Annotated in this window: 17 protein-coding genes; 7 read left to right on the plus strand and 10 right to left on the minus strand. The window is 70.8% G+C overall.

Annotated features, from left to right (window positions below):
* Positions 1-64 precede the first annotated feature (64 nt).
* The 4 genes from ACIBJG_RS30915 (at position 65) to ACIBJG_RS30930 (ending at position 5,493) form a co-directional block, all read left to right on the plus strand.
* Positions 65-1,885 (plus strand): SpoIIE family protein phosphatase, encoded by a 1,821-nt coding sequence (locus ACIBJG_RS30915; RefSeq protein WP_399312623.1) that lies wholly within the window; start codon positions 65-67, stop codon positions 1,883-1,885.
* Between the two features lie 180 nt (positions 1,886-2,065).
* Positions 2,066-2,743: a TNT domain-containing protein gene (locus ACIBJG_RS30920; RefSeq protein WP_399312475.1), complete on the plus strand. Its 678-nt coding sequence runs from the start codon at positions 2,066-2,068 to the stop codon at positions 2,741-2,743.
* Positions 2,744-2,750: 7 nt separating this feature from the next.
* A complete protein-coding gene (locus tag ACIBJG_RS30925) occupies positions 2,751-2,987 on the plus strand; it encodes a hypothetical protein (RefSeq protein WP_399312478.1) in 237 nt (78 codons plus the stop codon).
* Positions 2,988-3,129: 142 nt separating this feature from the next.
* Entirely contained in the window at positions 3,130-5,493 is a 2,364-nt protein-coding gene (locus ACIBJG_RS30930; protein WP_399312480.1) for a glycoside hydrolase family 9 protein, read from the plus strand.
* Between the two features lie 54 nt (positions 5,494-5,547).
* Here the strand turns inward: ACIBJG_RS30930 and ACIBJG_RS30935 are convergent, their stop codons facing one another.
* From ACIBJG_RS30935 to ACIBJG_RS30960, 6 genes are all read right to left on the minus strand, one after another.
* On the minus strand, positions 5,548-6,513 hold the full coding sequence (locus tag ACIBJG_RS30935; RefSeq protein WP_399312482.1) for an ABC transporter substrate-binding protein: 966 nt from the start codon (positions 6,511-6,513) through the stop codon (positions 5,548-5,550).
* Between the two features lies 1 nt (position 6,514).
* Positions 6,515-8,473, minus strand: coding sequence for an ABC transporter permease (locus ACIBJG_RS30940; RefSeq protein WP_399312483.1), 1,959 nt, complete (start codon positions 8,471-8,473; stop codon positions 6,515-6,517).
* A 61-nt stretch (positions 8,474-8,534) separates the two neighbouring features.
* The gene (locus tag ACIBJG_RS30945; protein WP_399312485.1) at positions 8,535-9,584 is read right to left on the minus strand and encodes a glycine betaine/L-proline ABC transporter ATP-binding protein; all 1,050 of its coding nucleotides are present in this window, start codon (positions 9,582-9,584) and stop codon (positions 8,535-8,537) included.
* Positions 9,584-11,122 (minus strand): GMC family oxidoreductase, encoded by a 1,539-nt coding sequence (locus tag ACIBJG_RS30950; RefSeq protein ID WP_399312487.1) that lies wholly within the window; start codon positions 11,120-11,122, stop codon positions 9,584-9,586. Before ACIBJG_RS30950 ends, ACIBJG_RS30945 begins: the two co-directional genes overlap by 1 nt.
* Before the next feature lie 16 nt (positions 11,123-11,138).
* On the minus strand, positions 11,139-12,650 hold the full coding sequence (locus ACIBJG_RS30955; RefSeq protein WP_399312488.1) for an aldehyde dehydrogenase family protein: 1,512 nt from the start codon (positions 12,648-12,650) through the stop codon (positions 11,139-11,141).
* Between the two features lie 183 nt (positions 12,651-12,833).
* Positions 12,834-13,427, minus strand: a complete 594-nt coding sequence (locus tag ACIBJG_RS30960) for a TetR/AcrR family transcriptional regulator (RefSeq protein WP_399312490.1) — start codon at positions 13,425-13,427, stop codon at positions 12,834-12,836.
* A 256-nt stretch (positions 13,428-13,683) separates the two neighbouring features.
* Here ACIBJG_RS30960 and ACIBJG_RS30965 point away from each other — a divergent pair, with 256 nt between their 5' ends.
* Together ACIBJG_RS30965 and manD are read left to right on the plus strand one after the other, a co-directional pair.
* Positions 13,684-14,538, plus strand: coding sequence for an alpha/beta fold hydrolase (locus ACIBJG_RS30965; protein WP_399312492.1), 855 nt, complete (start codon positions 13,684-13,686; stop codon positions 14,536-14,538).
* 171 nt (positions 14,539-14,709) lie between these two features.
* Entirely contained in the window at positions 14,710-15,924 is a 1,215-nt protein-coding gene (gene manD / locus ACIBJG_RS30970; protein WP_399312495.1) for a D-mannonate dehydratase ManD, read from the plus strand.
* 27 nt (positions 15,925-15,951) lie between these two features.
* On the opposite strand, the gene ACIBJG_RS30975 is transcribed toward manD, so the two are convergent.
* Positions 15,952-17,745 (minus strand): ABC transporter ATP-binding protein, encoded by a 1,794-nt coding sequence (locus ACIBJG_RS30975; protein ID WP_399312497.1) that lies wholly within the window; start codon positions 17,743-17,745, stop codon positions 15,952-15,954.
* An 85-nt stretch (positions 17,746-17,830) separates the two neighbouring features.
* Entirely contained in the window at positions 17,831-19,060 is a 1,230-nt protein-coding gene (locus ACIBJG_RS30980) for a benzoate/H(+) symporter BenE family transporter (protein WP_399312498.1), read from the minus strand.
* Between the two features lie 113 nt (positions 19,061-19,173).
* On the opposite strand from ACIBJG_RS30980, the gene ACIBJG_RS30985 reads away from it, so the two are divergent.
* A complete protein-coding gene (locus ACIBJG_RS30985; RefSeq protein WP_399312499.1) occupies positions 19,174-19,773 on the plus strand; it encodes a helix-turn-helix domain-containing protein in 600 nt (199 codons plus the stop codon).
* On the opposite strand, the gene ACIBJG_RS30990 is transcribed toward ACIBJG_RS30985, so the two are convergent.
* Entirely contained in the window at positions 19,751-20,341 is a 591-nt protein-coding gene (locus tag ACIBJG_RS30990) for an N-acetylmuramoyl-L-alanine amidase (protein WP_399312500.1), read from the minus strand. The genes ACIBJG_RS30985 and ACIBJG_RS30990 overlap by 23 nt on opposite strands.
* 294 nt (positions 20,342-20,635) lie before the next feature.
* Positions 20,636-21,985: an esterase-like activity of phytase family protein gene (locus ACIBJG_RS30995; protein ID WP_399312501.1), complete on the minus strand. Its 1,350-nt coding sequence runs from the start codon at positions 21,983-21,985 to the stop codon at positions 20,636-20,638.
* Positions 21,986-22,054 lie beyond the last annotated feature (69 nt).

Below are 22,054 nucleotides of genomic sequence, written 5' to 3' on the forward strand. Positions count from 1 at the left end.
CCGGCTCTCCCGTCGGAGCATGGGACGAACAGTCGGCGACGACATCGGGACGAAGGGATGCCGGATGGGTGGTGAACGGCGTGAGCCGCCGCCGGAGGAGGGCGAGGCCGAGCTGTCCCAGATCGATGCCCTGAACCGCATGGAGGCTCCCCGCCCGGGCCCCATGGACCGGCAGAGGCGGGCCGAAGGGGCGGAGGACGAGGTCAGGCGCCGGGACTCCCGGCTGCTCTCGGCGGGGCACGCCGTCGCCGAGGCCGACTCCGTCGACGAGGCGCTGAAACTCGTGGCCGCGCTGTACGCCCCCGATTTTCCGCTGGACGGCCAGTGTGTGTTCGGTATCGGCGAGGGAACGCTGAGCTCTCTGGGACAGTACGGATTCAGCCCCGGGGGAGCGGATCGCGGGTTCCGGATGCCGATGACGACCGGCTACCCGGCCGCAGAGGTGGCCAGAACAGGCCGGGCCGTCTACCTCGCCTCTCAGGAGGAGTACCAGCGCCGCTTCCCCACCACCTGGCACTCGTCCGCCCGTAAGAGCCGCGCGGCGTGGGCCTTCGTCCCGCTCGTGACCGCCGGGCGGATCACCGGAGTCTGGCTGACCGCCTTCCGCGCGCCGGTGGCGTTCACCGACGCCGAGCGTGCCCTGCTGACCATGACCGGACGGATGATCGCCCAGGTACTCGAACGAGCCCGGGCCAGCAGAGCCGAACTGGAACTCTCCCGGGGGCTGCGCCACAGCATGCGCACGGACGGTCCTGCCCTGACCGGACTGAGCGTGGCCACGCGCTACGTGCCGACCGGGGGAGGACTCATGGTCGGCGGGGACTGGTACGACAGCATCGATCTGCCCAACGGCCGACTGGCCCTGGTCATCGGCGACGTGCAGGGACACGATGTGCACGCCGCCGGGCTGATGGCCCAGCTGCGTACCGCCGTGCACGCCTACGCCGCCGAGGGACACGGCCCGGACGCCGTACTGGCGCGGGCCTCACGCTTCCTGACCACCCTCGACGAGGACCGGTTCGCCACCTGCCTCTACATCGAGGCCGACCCGTCCACCGGCGACCTGCACATCGCACGGGCCGGACATCCGCACCCCGTCCTGCGCACGCCGGACGGCACCTGTCTGATCAAGCACATCAGCGGCGGCCTGCCGCTCGGCCTGATGCCCGGCGAGGAGGACTACCCCGTGGACATCGTGCGTCTGCACGACGACGAGGTCCTCATGCTGTGCACGGACGGGCTGATCGAGAACGGCGGCCACGACATGTACACCGGCTGGGTCCGGGTGCGCGACGCGTTCTCGCCGGGCCCCGTCGAGGACCTGGAGGGGATGGCCGACCGGCTGATGGCGGCCGCCCTCAGCACGGAGCCCGGGACCCGTGAGGGCGACACCGTACGGGACGGCGACGACATCGCCCTCCTGCTCCTGCGCCGGGACCCCGGACAGGCGCGAGCCGAGGTCAGCCGGCGCCGGCTGATGCTGAGCGTGGGCCAGGACCAGGGCGAGGGACTCTCCGAAGCCCGGGCCCAGCTGAAGGCGCTGCTGCACGACTGGGCACGGCCGGACCAGGTGGACACCGCGGTGCTCCTGGCGACCGAACTCCTCGGCAACGTGCTCGTCCACACCGACCAGGACGGCGCCCTCAACGCGTACGTCACCGGCGAGGCCGGCCACCGCCGGCTGCTCGTCGAGGTCATGGACCGGGGCGACGAACTGCCCCATCAGCGGACCCCCGGTGAACTCGCCTCGTCGGGCCGTGGGCTGATGCTGCTCGACATCCTGGCCGACCAGTGGGGTGTGCGCCCCGAACCCGAGGGCAAGACGGCCTGGTTCGCGCTCGACGAAGCCCCTCCGGCGGACGCCGGCGGCACCGCGACGGGCTGACGCGCGCCACACGGGCTGCACCGGCCACACCGGCCACAAGAGCCACAAGGGCCACAAGGGCCACACCTCGAGAAGTCCCCCTCCGGGGTACGGCACGGCATGCCGTGAATCCCTGGAGTGATCATGCGGATACCCTGTGTCACCTCACGTTTGATCATCAGTACCTGAGGGGACCTCTGAATGCACCGCATGCGCACCGTATTCGCCGCGCTCGGCATCACCGCCGGACTGATCACGGCCCCCGCCGCCGGCGCCGCCACGAAGCCGCAGGACCCGACGGCGGGCGCCGCTGCCCGGCACGAGCCCTGCACTGGCGAGTTCCGCGACGACGCACGCCTCGGCCCGAAGTGGCTGCCGAACAGGAAGCTGGCCCCCGTCGGTCCCCTCCTCAAGGGCTACAAGCGCACCGGCGACCTCTCCCCGGAGGCCTTCCTGAAGAAGTACTGGGAGGGGCCCGCCGACTCCGGCAGCTGGAAGTACCCGCCGAACGACGGCTTCGGCGAGGTGAACGGCGAGATCGACAAGGAGCCCACGAAGCTCCGCCCCGGTCAGCGCCTGGACCGCTTCGGTTCGGAGTACGGCGGCTACCTGGCCCCGGCCGGTGACGCGTACGCGGAGCGCGCACTGCCCCCGCAGAACCTCAACACCCGGGACACGGCTGTCGCGTGCGACTACCGCGTGTACAAGGTCGCCAAGCCCTTCTGGGTGTGGCAGGGCAGCATCGCCCCGTGGTTCGAACAGCCGGGCAGGGGTCAGCAGATCAAGCTCGACGCCGTCTTCCTCGACCCGGGTCAGGGGCAGCGGCTGAACGTCAAGTGGCTGCTGGAGCACGACTACCTCACCGCCGCGGGCGCGTAACGCCGTCATGGACCGCCTGGAGCTGCGCAGCGCACTGCGTGCCGCGGGCGTGGCCGACGGCTACTACCGCATCGAGGGGGTCCATGAACCGGTCCCCACCCCCACCGACTTCCTGTTCCTGAGGCAGGCGTCCGACGGGGAGTGGGAGACCGGCGCGTACGAACGGGGCGCCTACGAGGTGATCGCCCGTCACCCGGGCGAGGCGACGGCGTGTGCGCACCTGCTCCGGCTGCTCCTTCCGTAGGCTGACCCGCTTGCTGAGGTGTTCCTGTCAGAAGTGTTGACAGGCTCCCTCGGTAGCTGGCTTCATGAGCAACGCCTATGGGAGCGCTCCCACGCAGTCGCGGTGCCGGCGCGCCCACCGACGTACGGAAGGGGAAGTTCCGTTGCGCTCGCTCACTTTCACCGCTCTGCGAAGACGACTCCGACGGGCCGGCAGCGGCCCTCTCGCCAACCGGCCCGGAGCCATCGCTCTGGCTCTCGCTCTCGGTGCCGGGCTGCTGCTGCCGCTCTCGCTCTCCGGCAATGCGGCCGCCGCACCGGCCTTCGACTACGGCGAGGCGCTGCAGAAGTCGGTGCTGTTCTACGAGGCGCAGCAGTCGGGCACGCTCCCCGGCACCAACCGGGTCGCCTGGCGCGGAGATTCAGCCCTTGACGACGGCAAGGACGTCGGTCTCGATCTCACGGGTGGCTGGTACGACGCCGGCGACCACGTCAAGTTCGGACTTCCCATGGCGTTCTCCACCACGATGCTCGCCTGGGGCGGTGTCGAGCAGGAGGACGCCTACGCGGCCTCCGGCCAGCTTCCGTACCTGAGGAACAACCTCCGCTTCGTCGACGACTACTTCCTCAAGGCGCATCCGTCACCCAACGTCCTCTACGGGCAGGTGGGCAACGGCGCGGACGACCACAAATGGTGGGGACCGGCCGAGGTGATGCCGATGAAGCGGCCCGCCTACAGGATCGACGCCTCCTGCCCCGGCACCGACCTGGCCGGTCAGACGGCCGCGGCCCTCGCCTCCTCGTCGATGGTGTTCGCCGACAGCGACCCGGCGTACGCCGCGAAGCTGATCGCCCACGCGAAGCAGCTGTACACGTTCGCCGACACCTACCGCGGCAAGTACAGCGACTGCATCACCGACGCGCAGGCGTACTACAACTCCTGGAGCGGGTACAACGACGAGCTGGTCTGGGGTGCGATCTGGCTGTACAAGGCCACGGGCGACGCCTCGTACCTCGCCAAGGCGGAGTCGTCCTACGACAATCTCTCGACCGAGCCGCAGAGCAGCACACGGTCCTACCGCTGGACGCTCTCCTGGGACGACAGTTCCTATGGTGCGTACGTGCTGCTCGCGCAGTTGACGGGCAAGCAGAAGTACGTCGACGACGCGAACCGCTGGCTCGACTGGTGGACGGTCGGCGTCAACGGACAGCGGGTGGCCTACTCGCCCGGCGGACAGGCCGTCCTGGACAGCTGGGGATCACTGCGGTACGCGGCGAACACCGCTTTCGTGGCGCTGAGCTACTCGGACTGGCTGACCGACACCACGCGCAAGGCCCGCTACCACGACTTCGCCGTCCGCCAGATCGACTACGCGCTCGGCGACAACCCGCGCAAGTCGAGTTACGTGGTCGGCTTCGGCAGCAACCCGCCGACCAAGCCGCACCACCGCACCGCCCATGGGTCCTGGACCGACCAGATGAACAACCCTGTGGAGAGCCGGCACACCCTGTACGGAGCACTGGTCGGCGGGCCGAGCGCGGCGGACGACACGTACACCGACGACCGCTCCAACTACGTGAACAACGAGGTCGCCACCGACTACAACGCGGCTTTCACCGGCGCGCTGGCCCGGCTCTACGGCGAGTACGGTGGCGCCCCGCTCGCAGACTTCCCGCAGCAGGAGACACCGGACGGGCCCGAGATGTCGGTCCAGGCTTCGGTCAACGCGGCGGGCGGCAACTTCACCGAGATCAAGGCGTATCTGGTCAACAAGTCCGCATGGCCGGCGCGAGCACTCACGGACGCGTCCGTGCGTTACTACTTCACGCTGGAGCCCGGCGTCACACCCGGGCAGATCAGCTTCACCACCAACTACAACCAGTGCGGTGAGGTGACCGGCCCCACGCACGAGGCGGGCGACGTCTACTACGTGACGGTGGACTGCTCCGGTACGGACATCGCGCCCGCCGGCCAGTCCGCGTACCGCAAGGAGGTGCAGTTCCGCATCACCTCGGCCGGAGCCTGGGATCCGGCGAACGACTGGTCCTACCCCTCGTCGGCCACGACCCCCGGCACCACCCCGGTGGACGCACCGCACATGGTGCTGCTGGAGGGAACGGCACCGCAGTGGGGGAGCGCGCCCGACGGCACGGACCCGGAACAGACCCCCGATCCGACCCCGACGCCCGATCCGACCGACACACCAGGTCCGGCCGGCTCCTGCGCGGTCACGTACCGGGTGAGCCAGTCCTGGGGCAGCGGGTTCACGGCCGATGTGACGGTCCGGAACACCGGCACGGATCCGGTCGACGGCTGGCAGCTGGGCTTCGCCTTCGGCGGGGCCGAGACGGTCACCAACGCCTGGAACGCGACCGCGACCCAGACCGGCTCCCGCGTCACGGTGAAGAACGCCACCCACAACGCGGGAATCCCGGCGGGCGGCACCGTCTCCTTCGGATTCCAGGCCGCCGGTGCGCCGGCGCAGGCGCCGTCCTCCTTCACCCTCAACGGGACGGAGTGCGGCTGACCGGCGACGAGGGGTGCAGCTCCGGCCGTGGCCGGGACAGCACCCCTCAGGCCGTCACCCTGGGATCCAGGCCCGCCACTTCTCCTCGTTCGCGTCCACCCACTTCCTGGCCGCGTCCTGGGGCGACATCTTCTGATCGGCGATCATCAGGGCGACCTTGTTCTGGTCCTCCGTACCCCAGGAGAAGTTCTTGAGGAACGAGGCCGCCTTGCCGCCGGCGCCGGCGAAGCGCGCGTTGAGGTACTTCTTCAGCGGCGTGTGCGGATAGGCGCACGCCACTTTCTCGGGCTCGGCATCGCAGCCCTCCTTGTACGCCGGAAGCTTCACCTCCGTCATCGGCACCTGCTCGAACAGCCACTGCGGCTTGTACCAGTAGGTGAGGAACGGCTTCTTCCCCTTGGCGAACTGCTTGATCTGGGTGATCTGCGCCGCCTCGGACCCCGAGAACACGACCTGGTAGTCCAGGCCGAGATTCTGCACGAGGGCCTTGTCGTTTGTGACGTAGGACGGCGAACCGTCCAGCAGCTGGCCCTTGCCGCCGCTCTCCGCCGTGCGGAAGCTGTCGGCGTACTTGTCGAGGTTGTGCCAGTCGGTGACGTCGGGATGCGCCTTGGCGAAGTACGTCGGCACGAACCAGCCGATGTGACCGGTGACCCCGAGATCACCGCCGGGACGGATCGTCTTCTTGTCCTGGACGTACCGGGCCTCCTGGTCCGGGTGGCCCCAGTCCTCCAGGATCGCGTCCACCCGGCCCTGGCTGAGGGCGTCCCAGGCCGGCACCTCGTCGATCTGTACGGTGTCCACCCGGTAGCCCAGCTCGTGTTCGAGGAGGTACTCGGCCACGGCGACATTGGCCTGGGCACCCACCCACGACTGCACGGACAGCGTCACGGTCTTCGCGCCCCGCGCGTTGGCGAACGGGGAGGCCTGCTGCGTCATGTCCGCCGCGCCGCAGCCGGCCACGGCGATCAGGGCCGTGGCCGATGCGAGCGCGACAAGAGGGGTTCGCGTACGAGCCATGTCAGGCCCCCTTTCCGGAACGGCGCCGGGTCGGCTGGGTGACCCGGTCGAGCATCAGGCCGAGGAGGACGATCGCGGCACCGGCCACCAGACCGGTCGCCAGGTCACCCTGCGCGAGGCCGAACACGGCGGAGTAGCCGAGCGAACCTCCGCCGACCAGACCGCCGATCACGACGACGGCCAGGACCAGGACGACGCCCTGGTTGACGGCGAGGAGCAGCGCCGGGCGGGCCAGCGGCAGCTGGACCTTGAGCAGTTGCTGGACGCCCGTCGCGCCGAGTGAGCGCGAGGACTCCATGGTGACGGGATCGACGCCGTTCATGCCCTGTGTGGTGATGCGTACGACGGCGGGCAGCGCGTAGATGACGGCGGCGGCCACCGCCGGTGCGCGGCCGACGCCGAACAGGGCGACGACCGGGATGAGGTAGACGAACTGCGGCATCGTCTGGAACACGTCCAGCACCGGCCGCAGCAGCCGTTCCACACGTTCGCTGCGGGAGGCGGCGATCCCGACCGCGAAACCGGCCACCAGTGTCACCGCGACACCGGCCAGCACCTGGGACAGCGTGTCGAGCGCCGGGTCCCACACGTCGAGGACACCGATCGCGGCCATCGCGAGGACGGCGGTCAGCATGGTGCGCCAGGTACCGATCAGCAGGGCGAGCACGGCGATCAGCAGGAGCACCGCCCACCAGGGCAGCCACTGCAGTCCGTCGCGCACCGGGTCCAGGACCCAGGTGGTGAACCGTCCGGCCCAGTCCGCGGTGCCCCCGATCACGGGCACACCGGAGTAGAGGTGGTCGGTCATCCAGCCGACGGCCTTGTTGACGGGACGGGCGATGTCGGCTGTCCATCCGTCCGGCCAGCCCGTCCCGGAGACCAGGCGTGCCACGACGGCGGCGACGACGGTGCCGGCCGCGACGAGGGCCCAGCCGAGCCGGGCGGATCGGGCGCGCGGCGCCGCGCCGATGCGGTTGCCGGCCGCGGCGGTCACCCGGTCGAGCACCACGGCGAGCAGCACGATCGGGATCCCGGCCGCGAGTGCGGCGCCGACGTCCACGGACGCGAGCGCCTGGTAGACGCGGTCACCGAGGCCGCCGGCGCCGATCACGGAGGCGATCACGGCCATCGAGAGAGCCATCATGATCGTCTGGTTGAGGCCGAGCAGCAGTTCCCGGCGCGCCAGCGGAAGGCGCGCGGTGAGCAGCCGTTGCCGTCCCGTGGCGCCGAGCGAGGCCGACGCCTCCATCACTCCCGCGTCGGCGTCGCGCAGTCCGAGAGCCGTCAGCCGGGCCATCGGCGGCGCCGCGTAGACGACCGTCGCGAGGACGGCGGCGGGGACACCGATGCCGAACACGAGGACCACCGGCAGCAGATACGCGAAGGCCGGCATGACCTGCATGGTGTCGAGCACCGGTCGAAGGATGCGGAAGACGCGGTCCGACAGCCCGGCGGCCAGGCCGAGGACCGCACCGAGAGCGACCGACGCCAGGACCGCGATGACCATCAGCGCCAGCGTCTGCATGGTGGGCACCCACATGCCGAGCACGGCGCAGACGAGGAAGGCGACGACGGCGGTCAGCGCGAGCCTGACGCCCGCCACCCGCCAGGCGATCAGCCCGGCGGCCGCCGTGACACCGGCCCAGCCGGCGGCGAGCAGCACCAGGTAGACACCGCGGACCGAGAGCACGACGGCGTTGCTGAGGTGCCCGAAGAAGTAGAGGAACAGCGGATGAGTGTCGCGGTTGTCGATGATCCAGTCGCTGACGTCACCGAGCGGTCCGGAGAGGTCGACGGTGAGGCGCGTCGGCCACGCACCGTGGCCGACGAGGACGGTGCCGAGCACCAGCAGCACGGCCGCTCCGGTCAGCAGGAACGCCGTGCGGTGCCGGGCGAGGGAAGCGGCCGGCCCGGCTGTGCCCAGCGAGGCGTTATGCGTGGCGGTCGCGGTCGCCGTCATATCGCCCACCTCCCGCTGCCGTACACGCGGCCCGGCGGCCTCGGGGAGGTGCTCACTCGCATCACGCGGCCTCCTTCACGGCCGGGACCCCGGCCACGACGCCGAGCAGGCACGCGTGGTCGACCACACCCAGGCAGCGCCCGTCCTCGACCACACGTGCCGTCTCCCCGGTGCGGACGACCGCTTCGATCGCCTCGGAGACGGTGGCATCCGGTGCCAGCGCAGGACCGGAGACGCTCTCCGGGCCGTCGGCGGGACGCATGGCCGCCCGCACGGTCACCACCTGCTCGCGCGGCACGTCCCGTACGAAGTCCCGTACGTAGTCGTCGGCGGGCGAGCCCACGATCGCCTCCGGCGTGCCGAGCTGCACGATCCGGCCGTCGCGCATCAGCGCGATGCGGTCGCCGAGCTTGAGGGCCTCGTTCAGGTCATGGGTGATGAAGACCATCGTGCGGCCCTCCTCACGGTGCAGCCGTACGACCTCCTCCTGCATGTCGCGGCGGATCAGCGGGTCGAGCGCGCTGAACGGCTCGTCGAACAGCAGCACTTCGGGGTCGACGGCGAGTGCGCGCGCCAGCCCGACCCGTTGCTGCTGACCGCCGGAGAGCTGCCCCGGGCGGCGGCTCTCCAGCCCGTCGAGACCGACCTTGGCGATGAACCCGGCCGCACGCTCACGGCGTTCGGCCCGGCCCACGCCCTGGATCTCCAGGCCGTAGGCGACGTTGTCGAGGACCGAGCGGTGCGGCAGCAGACCGAAGTGCTGGAAGACCATGGCGGCCCGGTGACGGCGCAGTTCGCGAAGCCGGGCGGTGTTCATCGACAGCACGTCCTCGCCGTCCATCGTGACCTCGCCGGACGTCGGCTCGATCAGCCGGGTGAGGCAGCGCACGAGTGTGGACTTGCCCGAACCGGACAGGCCCATCACGACGAACACCTCGCCCTTGCGGACGTCGAAGGAGACATCACGCACGGCGGCGGTGCAGCCGGTGCGGGCGCGCAGCTCCGCGGCGTCGAGCGCACCGAGTTCGGCGTCACCGGGTACGCGGTCGGCCTTCGGGCCGAACACCTTCCACAGATCGCGTACGGAGAAGACGTGCGGTGGCGTGTTCATCAGGCATGACCCCCATAGGTGGCGCCGAGCAGATCCGCACACTTCTCGCCGACCATCAGCACACCGATCATCGGGTTGACGGCAGGCATGGCCGGGAAGACCGACGCGTCGGCTATCCGGATGGCTTCGAGTCCCCGGACCCGCAGGTCCGGGGCGACGACCGCGAGCGCGTCGTCGGGCGCGCCGATGCGGCAGGTTCCGGCCGGGTGGTAGACGGTGTGCGCGACCTTGCGTGCGTACTCGCTCAGGTCCTCGTCGGAGGTGACCTCCGGCCCCGGACAGACCTCGCGCTTCAGCCAGCCGGCCAGGGGCTCCTGAGCGGCGATCTCCCGGGCGATCCTGATCCCGTCCACGAGCGTGCGTCCGTCGTAGTCCTCCGCGTCGGTGAAGTAGCGGAAGTCCAGGGCGGGTTTGACCTCGGGATCGGGGCTCGTCAGGTACAGCCGGCCGCGGCTGCGCGGCTTGGGAATGTTCGGCGTCATCGAGACCCCGTGCGGCGGGCGTTCGTAGCCGAGCCGTTCGGGATTGTCCGTGAACGGGATCTGGTAGAAGTGGAACATCAGGTCGGGGCCCGGACTGTCGGGATCCCGCCGTACGAAGAGCCCGGCGTCGCTGTCCATCGCGGAGTTCTCCGGGATCGGCCCGTGCGTCTCCCAGACGATGACCGACTCGGGGTGGTCGAGCAGGTTCTCGCCGACGCCGGGCAGATCGTGCCGCACCGGAATGCCGAGCTTCTCCAGCTCCGCGCGGTGACCGATCCCGGAGTGCATCAGCAGCCGGGGCGTGTCGACCGCGCCCGCGCACACCACCACTTCGCGCCTGGCCCGCACGACCCGCTCCTCGCCGTCCGCGGTCCGCACCCGCACACCCGTGGCCCGGGTGCCGTCGAACTCCAGGCGGAACGCCCAGGTCTCCAGGGCGATATGGAGGTTCGGCCGGTCGAGGAAGGGATGCAGGTACGCGACCGAGGCCGAGGAGCGCTTGTTGTCCTCCGGGTGGTAGGCGAGGTCGAAGAACCCCACACCGTCCTGGAACGCCTCCTTGTTGAAGCCCTCGACGCGCGGGACGCCGAGCGCCGACTGCGCCGCGTCGACGAAGTCGCGGGCGATGGCGTTGCGGTCGGCCTCGTCGACGGGGACGATGTTGTTGCGCAGCCGGTCGAAGTACGGGTCCATCGACGAGGCGTCCCACCCCGCCGCACCGGCGGCCGCCCACTCGTCCCAGTCGGACGGCAGCGGCTTGAACGCGATCAGGGTGTTGTGCGACGAGCACCCGCCGAGCACCCGCGCCCTGCTGTGGCGGATGTGCGAATTGCCGCGGGGCTGCTCGGTGGTGGGGTAGTCGTAGTCCAGCTCGCCACCGAGCAGGCCCATCCAGCGGCGCAGGGTCAGCACGTCGTCGCGCCCCACGTCGCTCGGTCCGCCCTCGATGAGGGCGACGGTGACGTCGGGGTCCTCGGTCAGCCGGGACGCGATCACCGAACCGGCGGTGCCGCCGCCGACGATGACGTAGTCGTACGGGGTCATGTCGTTCTCCATCGCCTCTGCTCCCCGTTCAGCCCGCGAACCAGCGCACCGGGCGCGGGGCGAGGTTCTGGTAGATGTGCTTGGACTCGCGGTACTCGGCCAGGCCCGTCGGGCCCAGTTCCCGGCCGATGCCGGACTTGCCGAAGCCGCCCCATTCCGCCTGCGGCAGATAGGGGTGGAAGTCGTTGATCCAGACCGTGCCGTGCCGCAGCCGCGCCGCGACCCGGCGGCCGCGGCCCGCGTCGGCCGTCCACACACCGCCGGCCAGGCCGTACTCGGTGTCGTTGGCGAGGGCCACGGCCTCGTCCTCCGTACGGAAGGTCTCGACGGTCAGTACCGGACCGAACACCTCCTCGCGTACGACGCGCATGGAGCGGTCGCAGTGGTCCAGGACCGTCGGCCGGTAGAAGTAGCCGGGCCCTTCCGGACGCTCGCCGCCCGCCCGCAGCACCGCGCCCTCCTTGAGTGCGGAGGCGACGAACTCCTCGGTCCTGGCGAGCTGCTGCGCGGAGACGAGCGGGCCGCACTCGACGCCCTCGTCCGTCCCGCGGCCGATCCGGATCCGTTCGGCGCGTCGCGCGAGCTCGGCCACGAAGCGCTCCCGCACCGACTCCTCGACGATCAGCCTGGATCCGGCGGAGCAGACCTGGCCGCTGTGGATGAACGCGGCGTTCAGCGCCTGGTCGACGGCCGTGTCGAAACCCTCCTCGGTGGCGCACGCGTCGGCGAAGACCACATTGGGGTTCTTGCCGCCGAGTTCGAGCGCGACCTTCTTGACCGAGTCCGCGGCGGCCCGCATCACCTTCGTGCCGCTGGCGAGCCCGCCCGTGAAGGAGACCAGGTCGACATCGGGGTGGTCCGCCAGCCGGGCGCCGACCGTGGCGCCGGGACCGGTCACGATGTTCGCCACACCGGCCGGCAGTCCGGCCTCGGCGAGCAGCGCGACGAGGGCGACGGTGGTGAGCGGGGTGATCTCACTGGGCTTGATCACGAAGGTGTTGCCCGCGGCGAGCGCCGGAGCGATCTTCCAACTGGCCTGGAGAAGAGGGTAGTTCCACGGGGTGATGAGGCCGCAGACGCCCACGGGCTCATGCACCACGACGCTGTGGATCTCCTCGGACCCGGCGTCGACGACCCGTCCTCCGCTCTCGTTCATGACGAGGTCGGCGAAGTAGCGGAAGGCGTCGCGCACACAGTCCACGTCGACCCGGCCCTCTTCGAGGGTCTTGCCCGCGTCACGGCACTCCAGCGCGCCGAGTCGCTCCCGGTCGCGCTCCAGCAGCCCGGCCACCCGCCTCAGCAGTGCGGCGCGCTCGGCGACGGGGGTGTGCGGCCACGGCCCCGCGTCAAAGGCGGCCCTGGCGGCGGCGACCGCGGCGTCCGCGTCCACGACGTCGCCCTCCGACACGACCGCGAAGGCGGTCGCGTCGACGGGGTCGAGGATCTCGCGCGTGGCGCCGGAGGCGGCCGCGCGCCACTCTCCCGCTACCTGGATGGTGTGTTGTGCCGACACGTCGTGTGCTGCCCTTTCGGTGGCCATGGGTTCGACGCCGGGTGATTCCCAGCGGTCTGGCCATCTGCCCCGGAAGGGGGAAGCCATGCGTGAAGGCTGTCGGGAAGTGACCCGGCTCACCCGGACGGCGACGGGCCGGAGGCAGGAGCCCACGGCGACGGGCCGGGGGCAGGAGCCCCCTGGCGGTCACGCAGCCGGTCTTCGGTGAGGTCAGGGCTGAAGCGAGCGCCAGATCCGGTCGGGCAGGATCCGCTCCGCCTCGGCGAGGTCCATGTCGTACGTGCTGGCGAGCCAGCGGTGCGCGGCCTCGGCGATCGGCCCCATCACCAGGACCTCCAGCAGCGGGCCGGGCAGAGGGGCCATCTCGCCCGACAGGACCCTCGGCAGCATCCACTCGGCGACGACGGTCATCTTGGCCGCCTTGGCCGTGCGAATGCGGTCCGCGTGGGCGGACAGGTAGCCGGAGTAGGCGGAGGCGTGCACGAAGAGTGCGGCGTCAGGGTGCTCCTGGGTGAAGCGGAGATAGGCGCGGACGAGTGCCCGGACTCCGGTGCGGGCCGTGCGGGTCCGTCCGAGAGCGGCGATCATCTCGTCGAACAACTGCTCCATGCAGCGGATGTACAGGGCCGCCGCGAGACCGTCGAAGCTGCCGAAGTGGTGATAGAGGCTGCCGAGGCTGACACCGCTGGCCGTCGTGACCGCGTTCACCGTGAAGCCGGACTGGCCCGACGTGGCGTAGACCTCCAGCGCGGCGGTCAGGAGGCGGTCGACGGTGGCCTCGCCGCGCTGCTGCTTGGGCGTCATGATTCCGCTCCGTCGTCCTGCGAAGTCCCCGCCGTGCACGCTGACGCGCTGTTCGCCATGGCCGAGAGCCTATCCCATGAGAACTAGAGGATTCTTCTAGAAAACCTCTCCGAATCCCGCTTCCCGGATCACCGGTCGCTCTCGCCGGCTTCCGCAGGGCCTGTCCCGGACGCGCCTGCTCAGGTAGGCAGTTGACGTGCGAGAGAGATCGTTAATCCCGTGCCCGAGGCGCTGTGCGCCCCTACAGTGACGTCCAATGACACTCCTACATGCCCATGACTACGGGGGCGATGGCCCTCAACTGGTTCTCCTGCACGGTTACGGACGGTCGCACGCCGACTGGGACGCCTCGGCCGCGCACCTCACGGCCGGCCACCGTGTTCTCGCACTCGACCACCCCGGGCACGGCCGCTCTCCCGGAACCATCCCCTGGACCATCCCCGACGTGGTGCGGCACGTCACGGACACGCTCGACGCCCATGACGTGCCGGAGGCCGTCCTGGTTGGCCATTCCCTCGGCGGACTGGTCGCGGTCGAGTACGCCCGGGCGAATCCGGACCGTGCCCGGGCCGCCGTGAACCTCGACGGTTTTTGGTGGGGACGCGACTACCCGGGCGCCGAACGGGTGAGTGAGGGGCTGCTGGCGTCGGCCGGGGCGGTCGCGCCACCCGAGTACATCGAGGGGCAGGCCGCCGGCTCCGCCCGGCTCGGGATTCCCGCCGCCCTCGCGGAAGCAGCGGCCCGCGCCGCCGCACGCCCGCTGCCCGACGGCACGTGGCAGACGTTCCCGGAACGGGCGGCGGCGCTGGGGATCCTCGCCGAACTCCACCGGCTCGGCGATCTCGGTGTCACCACCTGGCTGGACGGGATCGAGCCCCCGCTGCTGCTCGTACAGGCAGGCCGAAGCCTGCCGCCCGCGCCCGGCATGGAGTGGTTCAGCGAGTTCAACACCCGGTTCGCGACCGAGGTCTCCGAGGACCTGGCCGCACTCTCGGGCACGCGGCCGACGATCGGCGTCAGCCGGATCGATGCCACCCATCTCATGCACATGGAGGCTCCGGAAGCGGTGGCGGCCCTGGTCGCCGAGTTCGTTCGGGGACTGCCGGGCTGAGAAGCGTCCGGCACGGTTCGTGAACGTCGATCCCGGTCCTCCTGCCGCTCGAACGCGGACTCGAGAAGCCCCGCCGGCCTGCTCGCGCAGGCCGGCGGGGGCCCGCCGCGGCAGACTGTGGTTGGCTGCGTCCGGACGGCCGCATCGGGGACGGAACAGGTGAGAGCGCGCATGAAGATCGTCGACGCGAAGGTCGTCGTCACCAGCCCGGGACGCAACTTCGTCACCCTGAAGCTGACCACCGACGAGGGCCTCACGGGCCTGGGCGACGCCACGCTCAACGGACGGGAGCTGGCGGTCGTCAGCTACCTCAGCGAGCATGTGGCGCCCCTGCTCACCGGCCTCGACCCGCACAGGATCGAGGACACCTGGCAGTACCTCTACCGCGGCGCCTACTGGCGGCGCGGGCCGGTGACGATGGCCGCGATCGCCGCCGTGGACGTGGCGCTGTGGGACATCAAGGCGAAGGCCGCCGGCCTGCCGCTCTACCAGTTGCTGGGCGGCGCGAGCCGGGACCGTATCGGCACCTACGGCCACGCCAACGGCCGTGACATCCCCGAACTCCTCGACTCCGTACGGGCCAGGCTGGCCGAGGGCTACCCCGCCGTCCGCATCCAGACCGGCATCCCCGGACTCAAGGCCGTGTACGGGGTGTACAACCAGGACGACCACGGCGCCACGGTCGCCCACCAGCAGGCCCGCCCCCTGGTGGAGGACTGGGACACGGACGCGTACCTGCGTCACATGCCGGCCGTCTTCGAGGCGGTACGCGCGGAGTTCGGCACCGAGCTGCCGCTGCTCCATGACTCCCACCACCGGCTCACCCCGATCCAGGCGGCGCGGCTCGGCAAGGACCTGGAGCCGTACCGGCCGTTCTGGCTGGAGGACTGCACTCCCGCCGAGAACCAGGAGGCGCTGCGTCTGGTCCGCCGCCACACCACCACGCCCCTGGCCGTCGGCGAGGTCTTCAACACCGTGTACGACTACCAGGCACTGATCACCGAGCAGCTGATCGACTACGCGCGTTCGGCGGTCACGCACTTCGGCGGGGTCACACCGTTGCGCAAGCTCTTCGACTTCGCCGCCCAGTACCAGGTCAAGAGTGCTGTCCACGGACCTGAGGACATCTCGCCGGTGGGCATGGCCGCGGCCGTCCACCTCGACCTCGCCATCCACAACTTCGGCATCCAGGAGTACTCCGGCCACAACTCCCGTACCGAGGAGGTGTTCCGGCACGGCTACACCTTCACCGACGGGTACCTGCACCCGGGCGAGACGCCGGGCATCGGCGTGGAGCTGGACGAGGAGGCGGCGGCCGCGCACCCGTACGCGCGGGCCTACCTTCCGGTCAACCGTCTCCGCGACGGCAGCGTCCACGACTGGTGAGCCGCGGGACGCCACCGGCCTGGCCGGCTACGGGTAGGCGGGCTGCAGGCCCGCGTACACCCCTTCCCGGCCGATCAGTTCCTCGTGCGTCCCCACCTCCGCGATCCGGCCGCCCTCCATCGCCACGATGCGGTCGGCGCCCTGGATCGTGGAGAGCCGGTGGGCGACGACGAAGACGGTACGGCCGTGCACGAGCCGGGAGAGGGCTTCCTGTACGAGGGCCTCGGAGCGGTTGTCCAGTGCGGACGTGGCCTCGTCGAGCACCAGCACCCTGGGGTCGCGGATCAGCGCCCGGGCGATGGCGAGCCGCTGCTTCTGGCCGCCCGAGAGACGTGCGCCCCGCTCGCCGACGACCGTGTCGAGGCCGAGCGGCAGATCCCTGACGAACTCCAGCGCGTTGGCGTCCGTCAGCGCGCGTATCAGCGTGGCCTCGTCCGTGTCACCCATCCCGTACGTCACGTTCTCGCGGATGCTGCCCTCGAAGAGGATCGACTCCTGCGGCACCACGGACAGGAACCGCCGGTAGCTGCGCAGATCGAGCCCCGCCATGTCGGTGCCGTCGAGCATGATGCGGCCCGACGTGGGCCGGATGAAGCCGATGAGGAGGTTCAGGACGGTCGACTTGCCCGCGCCCGACGCGCCGACCAGCGCGATGGTCTCGCCCGGCCGTGCGGAGAGGGTGAATCCGTCGACGGCGGGGGCCGCGTCCTCGTAGGCGAAGCCGACGTCCTCGAAGTCGATCCGGCCGGTGACGCGGTCGATCTGCGCCTTGCCCGCGTTGTGTTCGAGGTCGGGCGCCTGGAGCACCTCACCCGCCGAACGCACCGACTCCAGCCCCTTGGTGAGGATGGGGGCCAGGCCCAGCAGCGTGGTCACCGAGCCGGTCAGGACGGTGAAGAAGGCGCTGAGCATCACGACGTCGCCGGGGGTGATGGGCATCCAGCCGTGGTACGCGACCAGTGCCGACCCCGTCAGGCACAGCACGCCGAGCGTGTTGAGGATGACCCAGGCCAGGGATCCGAAGCGGCCGTTGATCACGTCCAGGCGCAGACCGGCCGCGAAGACCTGGCGCAGCGAGCCGTCGACCCGGCCGAGCGCGGTGCGCTCCAGTCCGTGGGCGCGGGTGATGGGGATGAGGGTGGTCATCTCGCCGACGCGGGAGGAGAGCTGCTCGACCTCGCGCCGGAAGGACTCGTTGTGACTGCGCAGCCGGGCGCGGAGCTTCATCACGAGGAAGCCTGCCGCGGGCACCACGATCAGGAAGACCGGAAGGAAGGCGGGCACGCGCACGCCGATGACGACGAGGCCGCCGACCAGGGTCACGACGGCGCCGAGTCCCATGTCGGCGCTCTGCTGCATCATCTGCTCGACGGACTCCACGTCGCGGACCACCTTGGCCTGCAGGACGCTCGAACTGACCCGCGAGTGATAGCCGATGGACAGTTGCTGCATGCGGCGGCACAGCGCCGAGCGCAGGGTCGTGCCCATGCGCCGGATGCTGCCGCCGAGGCAGCGTACGTACCACTGGTGGAGCGGGTAGTTGATCACGAGGATGAACAACAGGACGCCGGTGGCCTTCCAGAGCCTGGATTCCGGTCCGTGCTGGACGACCACGTCCAGGACCGTGGCGGTGATCAGGGGAAGCAGCCAGATGGGACTGTGCTTCACGACGAAGAAGGCGACCGCGAGAGCCAGCCGGCCGCGGTCCGGCCGGAAGAGATGTCCGAGGGTGCGGAACGGGTTCTCGCCGCGGTAACGGTGGTCGAGGTGGTCGAAGGGCGCCAGGGGTTCGGCGGAGGGTGGGGAAACCGCTTTCTGCATGGTGTCCATCCCACCCCGCTCCCGCCGTCCGGGGCAACCCCGTCCCACGGACGGGACAGGAGGGGGTGGCGGGGCCCGACGGGTCTCAGTGGACGCGGACCTCGTCCGGCAGCGGCTCGGGTGCGGGTTCCTTGCGGCGTGGGCGTCCCACCGAGGCGATCGCGGCGGTGACCAGGCCGGCCAGCAGCCCCCAGAACGCGGAGCCGATCCCCAGCAGCGTCACTCCGGAGGCCGTGGCGAGGAAGGTCACCACGGCGGCTTCCCGGGACGCCTTGTCGGCCAGTGCCGCAGTCAGCGAAGCCTCGATGGTGGCGAGCAGGCCGATGCCGGCGATCGCCAGGACGAGTTCCTGCGGCATCGCGGTGAGGAGCGAGGCGACGGTCGCGCCGAGCAGCCCGACACAGAGGTAGAAGACGCCCGCCCACACCGCGGCCAGGAAGCGCCTGTCGCGGTCGGGGTGTGCTTCCTCGCCCGTGCAGATGGCGGCCGTGATCGCGGCCAGATTGAGGCCGAAGGCTCCGAAGGGCGCCAGGACGGCGTTGGCCGCGCCGGTCCACGTCATCAGGGGCGAGACCGGCACGTCGTAGCCCGCGCCGCGGATCACGGCGACGCCGGGCAGGTTCTGCGAGGCCATCGTGACGACGAACAAGGGCGCGCCGACGCTGACGAGGACCTTCCAGTCGAACTCCGGAGCGGTGAACACCGGGGTCGCCAGGGCGAGTCGGACCCGGCCCAGCTGCCAGCCGCCGGTGAACACGGTGGCCACCACGCCCGCGGCGAGCGCCAGCAGGACCGCGTACCGGGGCAGCAGGCGCCGGCCCAGGAGGTAGAGCGCGAACATGGGGAACGCGACCGCGAATCCGCCGTGCATCGTGCTGAACAGCCCCGTGCCGAACCGCAGCAGCACCCCGGCGAGCAGTGCGGCGGCCAGCGGCACCGGGATCCGGCCCATGAGCCGGCTGAACCAGCCCGTCACCCCGCTCACGAGGATGAGCAGTGCCGAGAAGACGAACGCGCCGACCGCCTGAGCCATCGACACGCCGCTGAGACCGGTCGTGAGCAGCGCGGCCCCCGGCGTCGACCACGCGGTCACGACGGGGGCCCGGTAGCGCAGCGACAGCCCGATGCAGGTGCAGGCCAGGCCGACGCCGAGGGCGAGCATCCAGGAGGAGATCTCGCGCGAGTCCGCCCCCGCCGCCCGCGCGGCCGTGAAGACCAGCGCCGCCGAACTCGTGACACCGACCATGACGGCGATCAGTCCGGCGACCACCGCCGACGGTGGCGCGATCGAGCGTATGCGGGTGATCGCGAGCATGCGTGAGCCACTTCCTGAGCTGCGCGTTCCGTATACGGAACGTTCTGTATATGGAACACTAGAGAGGCGGGCCGACGCCCGTCAACCAGGACAGCGGAGCGGGTGCACGGCCGATGGGGCTGAACGAGGACGTGGGGCGCAGACTGCGCACGCTGCGGCGCGAGCGGGACCTGTCCCTCTCGGAGCTCTCCCGGCGCTCCCGCGTGGGCAAGGGCACGCTCTCGGAGCTGGAGAGCGGGACGCGCAATCCCACCCTGGAGACGTTGTACGCACTCACCACCGCGCTCGGGTTGCCGCTCAGCGCCGTACTGAGCGATCCGCTGCCGACGGGAGGCCGGGGCCCGACCCCTCCGGGCGTCTCCGGGAGCGCGGTCACCGCCGTCCTGCTGGAACGGTACGAGGACGACGCCGCGGTCACCGACGTGTTCCGGGTCAGCATCCGGGCGGGGGCCGTCCAGGAGTCGGAGGCGCACGTCCCGGGCGCGCGGGAGAGTCTGATGGTGCTGAGCGGGACGGCCGTCGTCGGCCCGCCGGACGACATCAGGACGGCCGGCCCGGGCGCTTCCGCGCACTGGCGGGCCGACGCGCCCCATGTCTACGGCGCACCCGACGGTGATGTGGAGGGTGTCCTCTTCGTCCGCACCCCGGTGGTCGCGGAGGGCCCGCAGGGGGCGCCGGCCGGTCAGCGGGTCACGTCGCGCCCAGGAGGTTGACCATGCGGATGTAGCGGACCCAGTCCCAGTTCGGGCCCGGGTCCGTGTGGTCCGTACCCGGGACCTGTACATGGCCGAGGATGTGCGCGCGGTCCTTCGGGATGGCGTAGCGGTCGCACACCGATGCGGTCAGCAGGGCCGACTTCTCGTACATGGCGTCGGTGAAGTACGCGGGCTGGTCGACATAGCCCTCGTGCTCGATGCCGATGCTGCGGGTGTTGTAGTCCCAGTTCCCCGCATGCCAGGCGACGTTCTTCTCCCGCACACACTGGTCGATGTAGCCGTCGGCCGAGCGCACCACATAGTGCGCGGACACCTGTTTCGCCGGATTCTGGAAGATCGCCACGGCGTCCGAGAACGTCTCCTGGGTGACATGGATGATCACGTACTGCACCGGATACGCCGAAGGCCGGGTCGAGACCGTGTAGTTGGACGTCGAGGCCGGTACCCAGTGGGCCGCCGGATAGTCCGTGTCGCCCGCCGTCGCCGCGGTGGCGCGGACGGAGGCGGGAAGCAGCACCCCCGCGGCCGTCGCCGCGGCGCCCTGAAGGATCCTTCTGCGGTCCATGCGTACTCCTGGGTGTGGGGGGAGGGGCAGGGCAAGAGGCGGGGCGACGGGTCAGCCGGCCCGGGGCCCGGTTCCCCGGCGGCCCGTGACTCTCCTCTTGTCCGATGACCGGAATGTGCTGTCCGCTGTGCGGCCGGGCCATGTGCGCGCCCCACCGTACGGGCGTCCTGCGCGTGACGGAAGACGGCACGAGAGCGAAATCGGTGCGAGAGAGGGGGAGTCGACGGGAAAGCCGGTCGAGCGGCTTCCTGGCCGCCGGAAGAAGTGGTCCGGCGGCCAGGAACCTTCGGTCCGTCAGCGCGTCAGCGGGCGGGGCAGCTTGAGCAGCGTCACGGACGTCTCGATCCCGGAGTCGACCAGTCGGCCGGCCGCGTCGAAGGCGCCCGCCCCGTCGGTCATGCCGAAGTCGTTGTCGTTGATGAGGGCGAGCGTGCTGCGGCCCGTCACCGCCACACCCTCGATCTTTCCGGGCACGCCCGCGACCGTGCCCAGGTCGACGACGAGACTCTTGCGCAGTACCGGGACGCCCGAGGCCGCCGGGTCCGTCAGCTCCTCGTACGAGGGCGAAGCGGACGGGGCGTCCCAGCGGGAGCCCAGGATGCCGGCGCCGCGGGGGAGCGTGACCCGGTGCAGACGGGCCGCCCGGTCGGTGCGCTCCTCGACCAGGAGGTCGTTGCCGCCGATCGCGACGACGGAGGAGACCTTCAGCTCGGACGTGTCGTCCTCACCCGGATCCACGACGCCCACCGCGTCGAAGCGGTACGCGTACTCGGCCGTGACCGCGCGCTTCTTCGGGGAGAAGCGCAGCAGCCGCACATTGCGCGAGGCCTCGCCCGCGTCCTCGTCGGGCAACGACAGCGGGCTCTGGACGGCGAGCACCAGATCGCCGCCCGGCAGCAGGGCCAGGCCCTCGAAGCCGCGGTTGATCTTCCGGTGCAGCAGGACGCCGGGCAGCGCCTCAACGACGGGATAGTCCGCGCCCTTGAGGTTCAGGCCCTCGGGGACGTAACGGGCCAGCACCCGGCCGCGTTCGGAGACGTGCACCAGAGAGGGGCCGTACTCGTCGACCAGCCAGAACGAGCCGTCCGCGCTGCGGACGATGCCTTCCGTGTCCAGACCGTTCGGGTTGTACGTGAGAGGCGTCTTCGCGTCGTAGGAGTACGGGGCCTCGTCCCGTCCCGCCTGGTTCGGCAGACCCGTGACGGGAGCGCCGGACCGCGTGGTCAGCGGGATGGACCGCAGCACCTCGACGCGCTTGCCGCTCACCCGAACCTTGACGATCGCCGGGTCGAACCCGGGGACGGGGAAGGTGCGCCGCTTGGTGCCGTCCACCTTGATCTGGCCGTTCGGGCCGCGGTCCGTGACGGTCCAGAACTCGCCCGTGCGGCCGGCCGGGTAGATGTCGCTGCCGATTCCGCCGAGCATCACGCCACGGTCGTCCGCGACGGACCCGGGCAGCAGCCCGTTGCTGAAGCCGGCCAGCGAAACGTCCCCGAGCAGGGCGCTCGCGGTGACCCGCGCGGCGCCTTCGGGGCGGTGGTGCCGGTCCTGCGCGCCGGTTGCGGTGCCTGCGACACCCACCGTGCCGAGCAGGGCGAGCGGCAGCCCGACGGCAAGGGATCGACGGACTGCACGCGCGGACATGGGGCCTCCTGGGGGCATAGGGATCTGACGGCCGTCACGTTCCGCCGCGCTCCTCAACGGCCGGTGACA

This window comes from Streptomyces sp. NPDC050422, assembly GCF_044458665.1.
Taxonomy (GTDB): domain Bacteria; phylum Actinomycetota; class Actinomycetes; order Streptomycetales; family Streptomycetaceae; genus Streptomyces.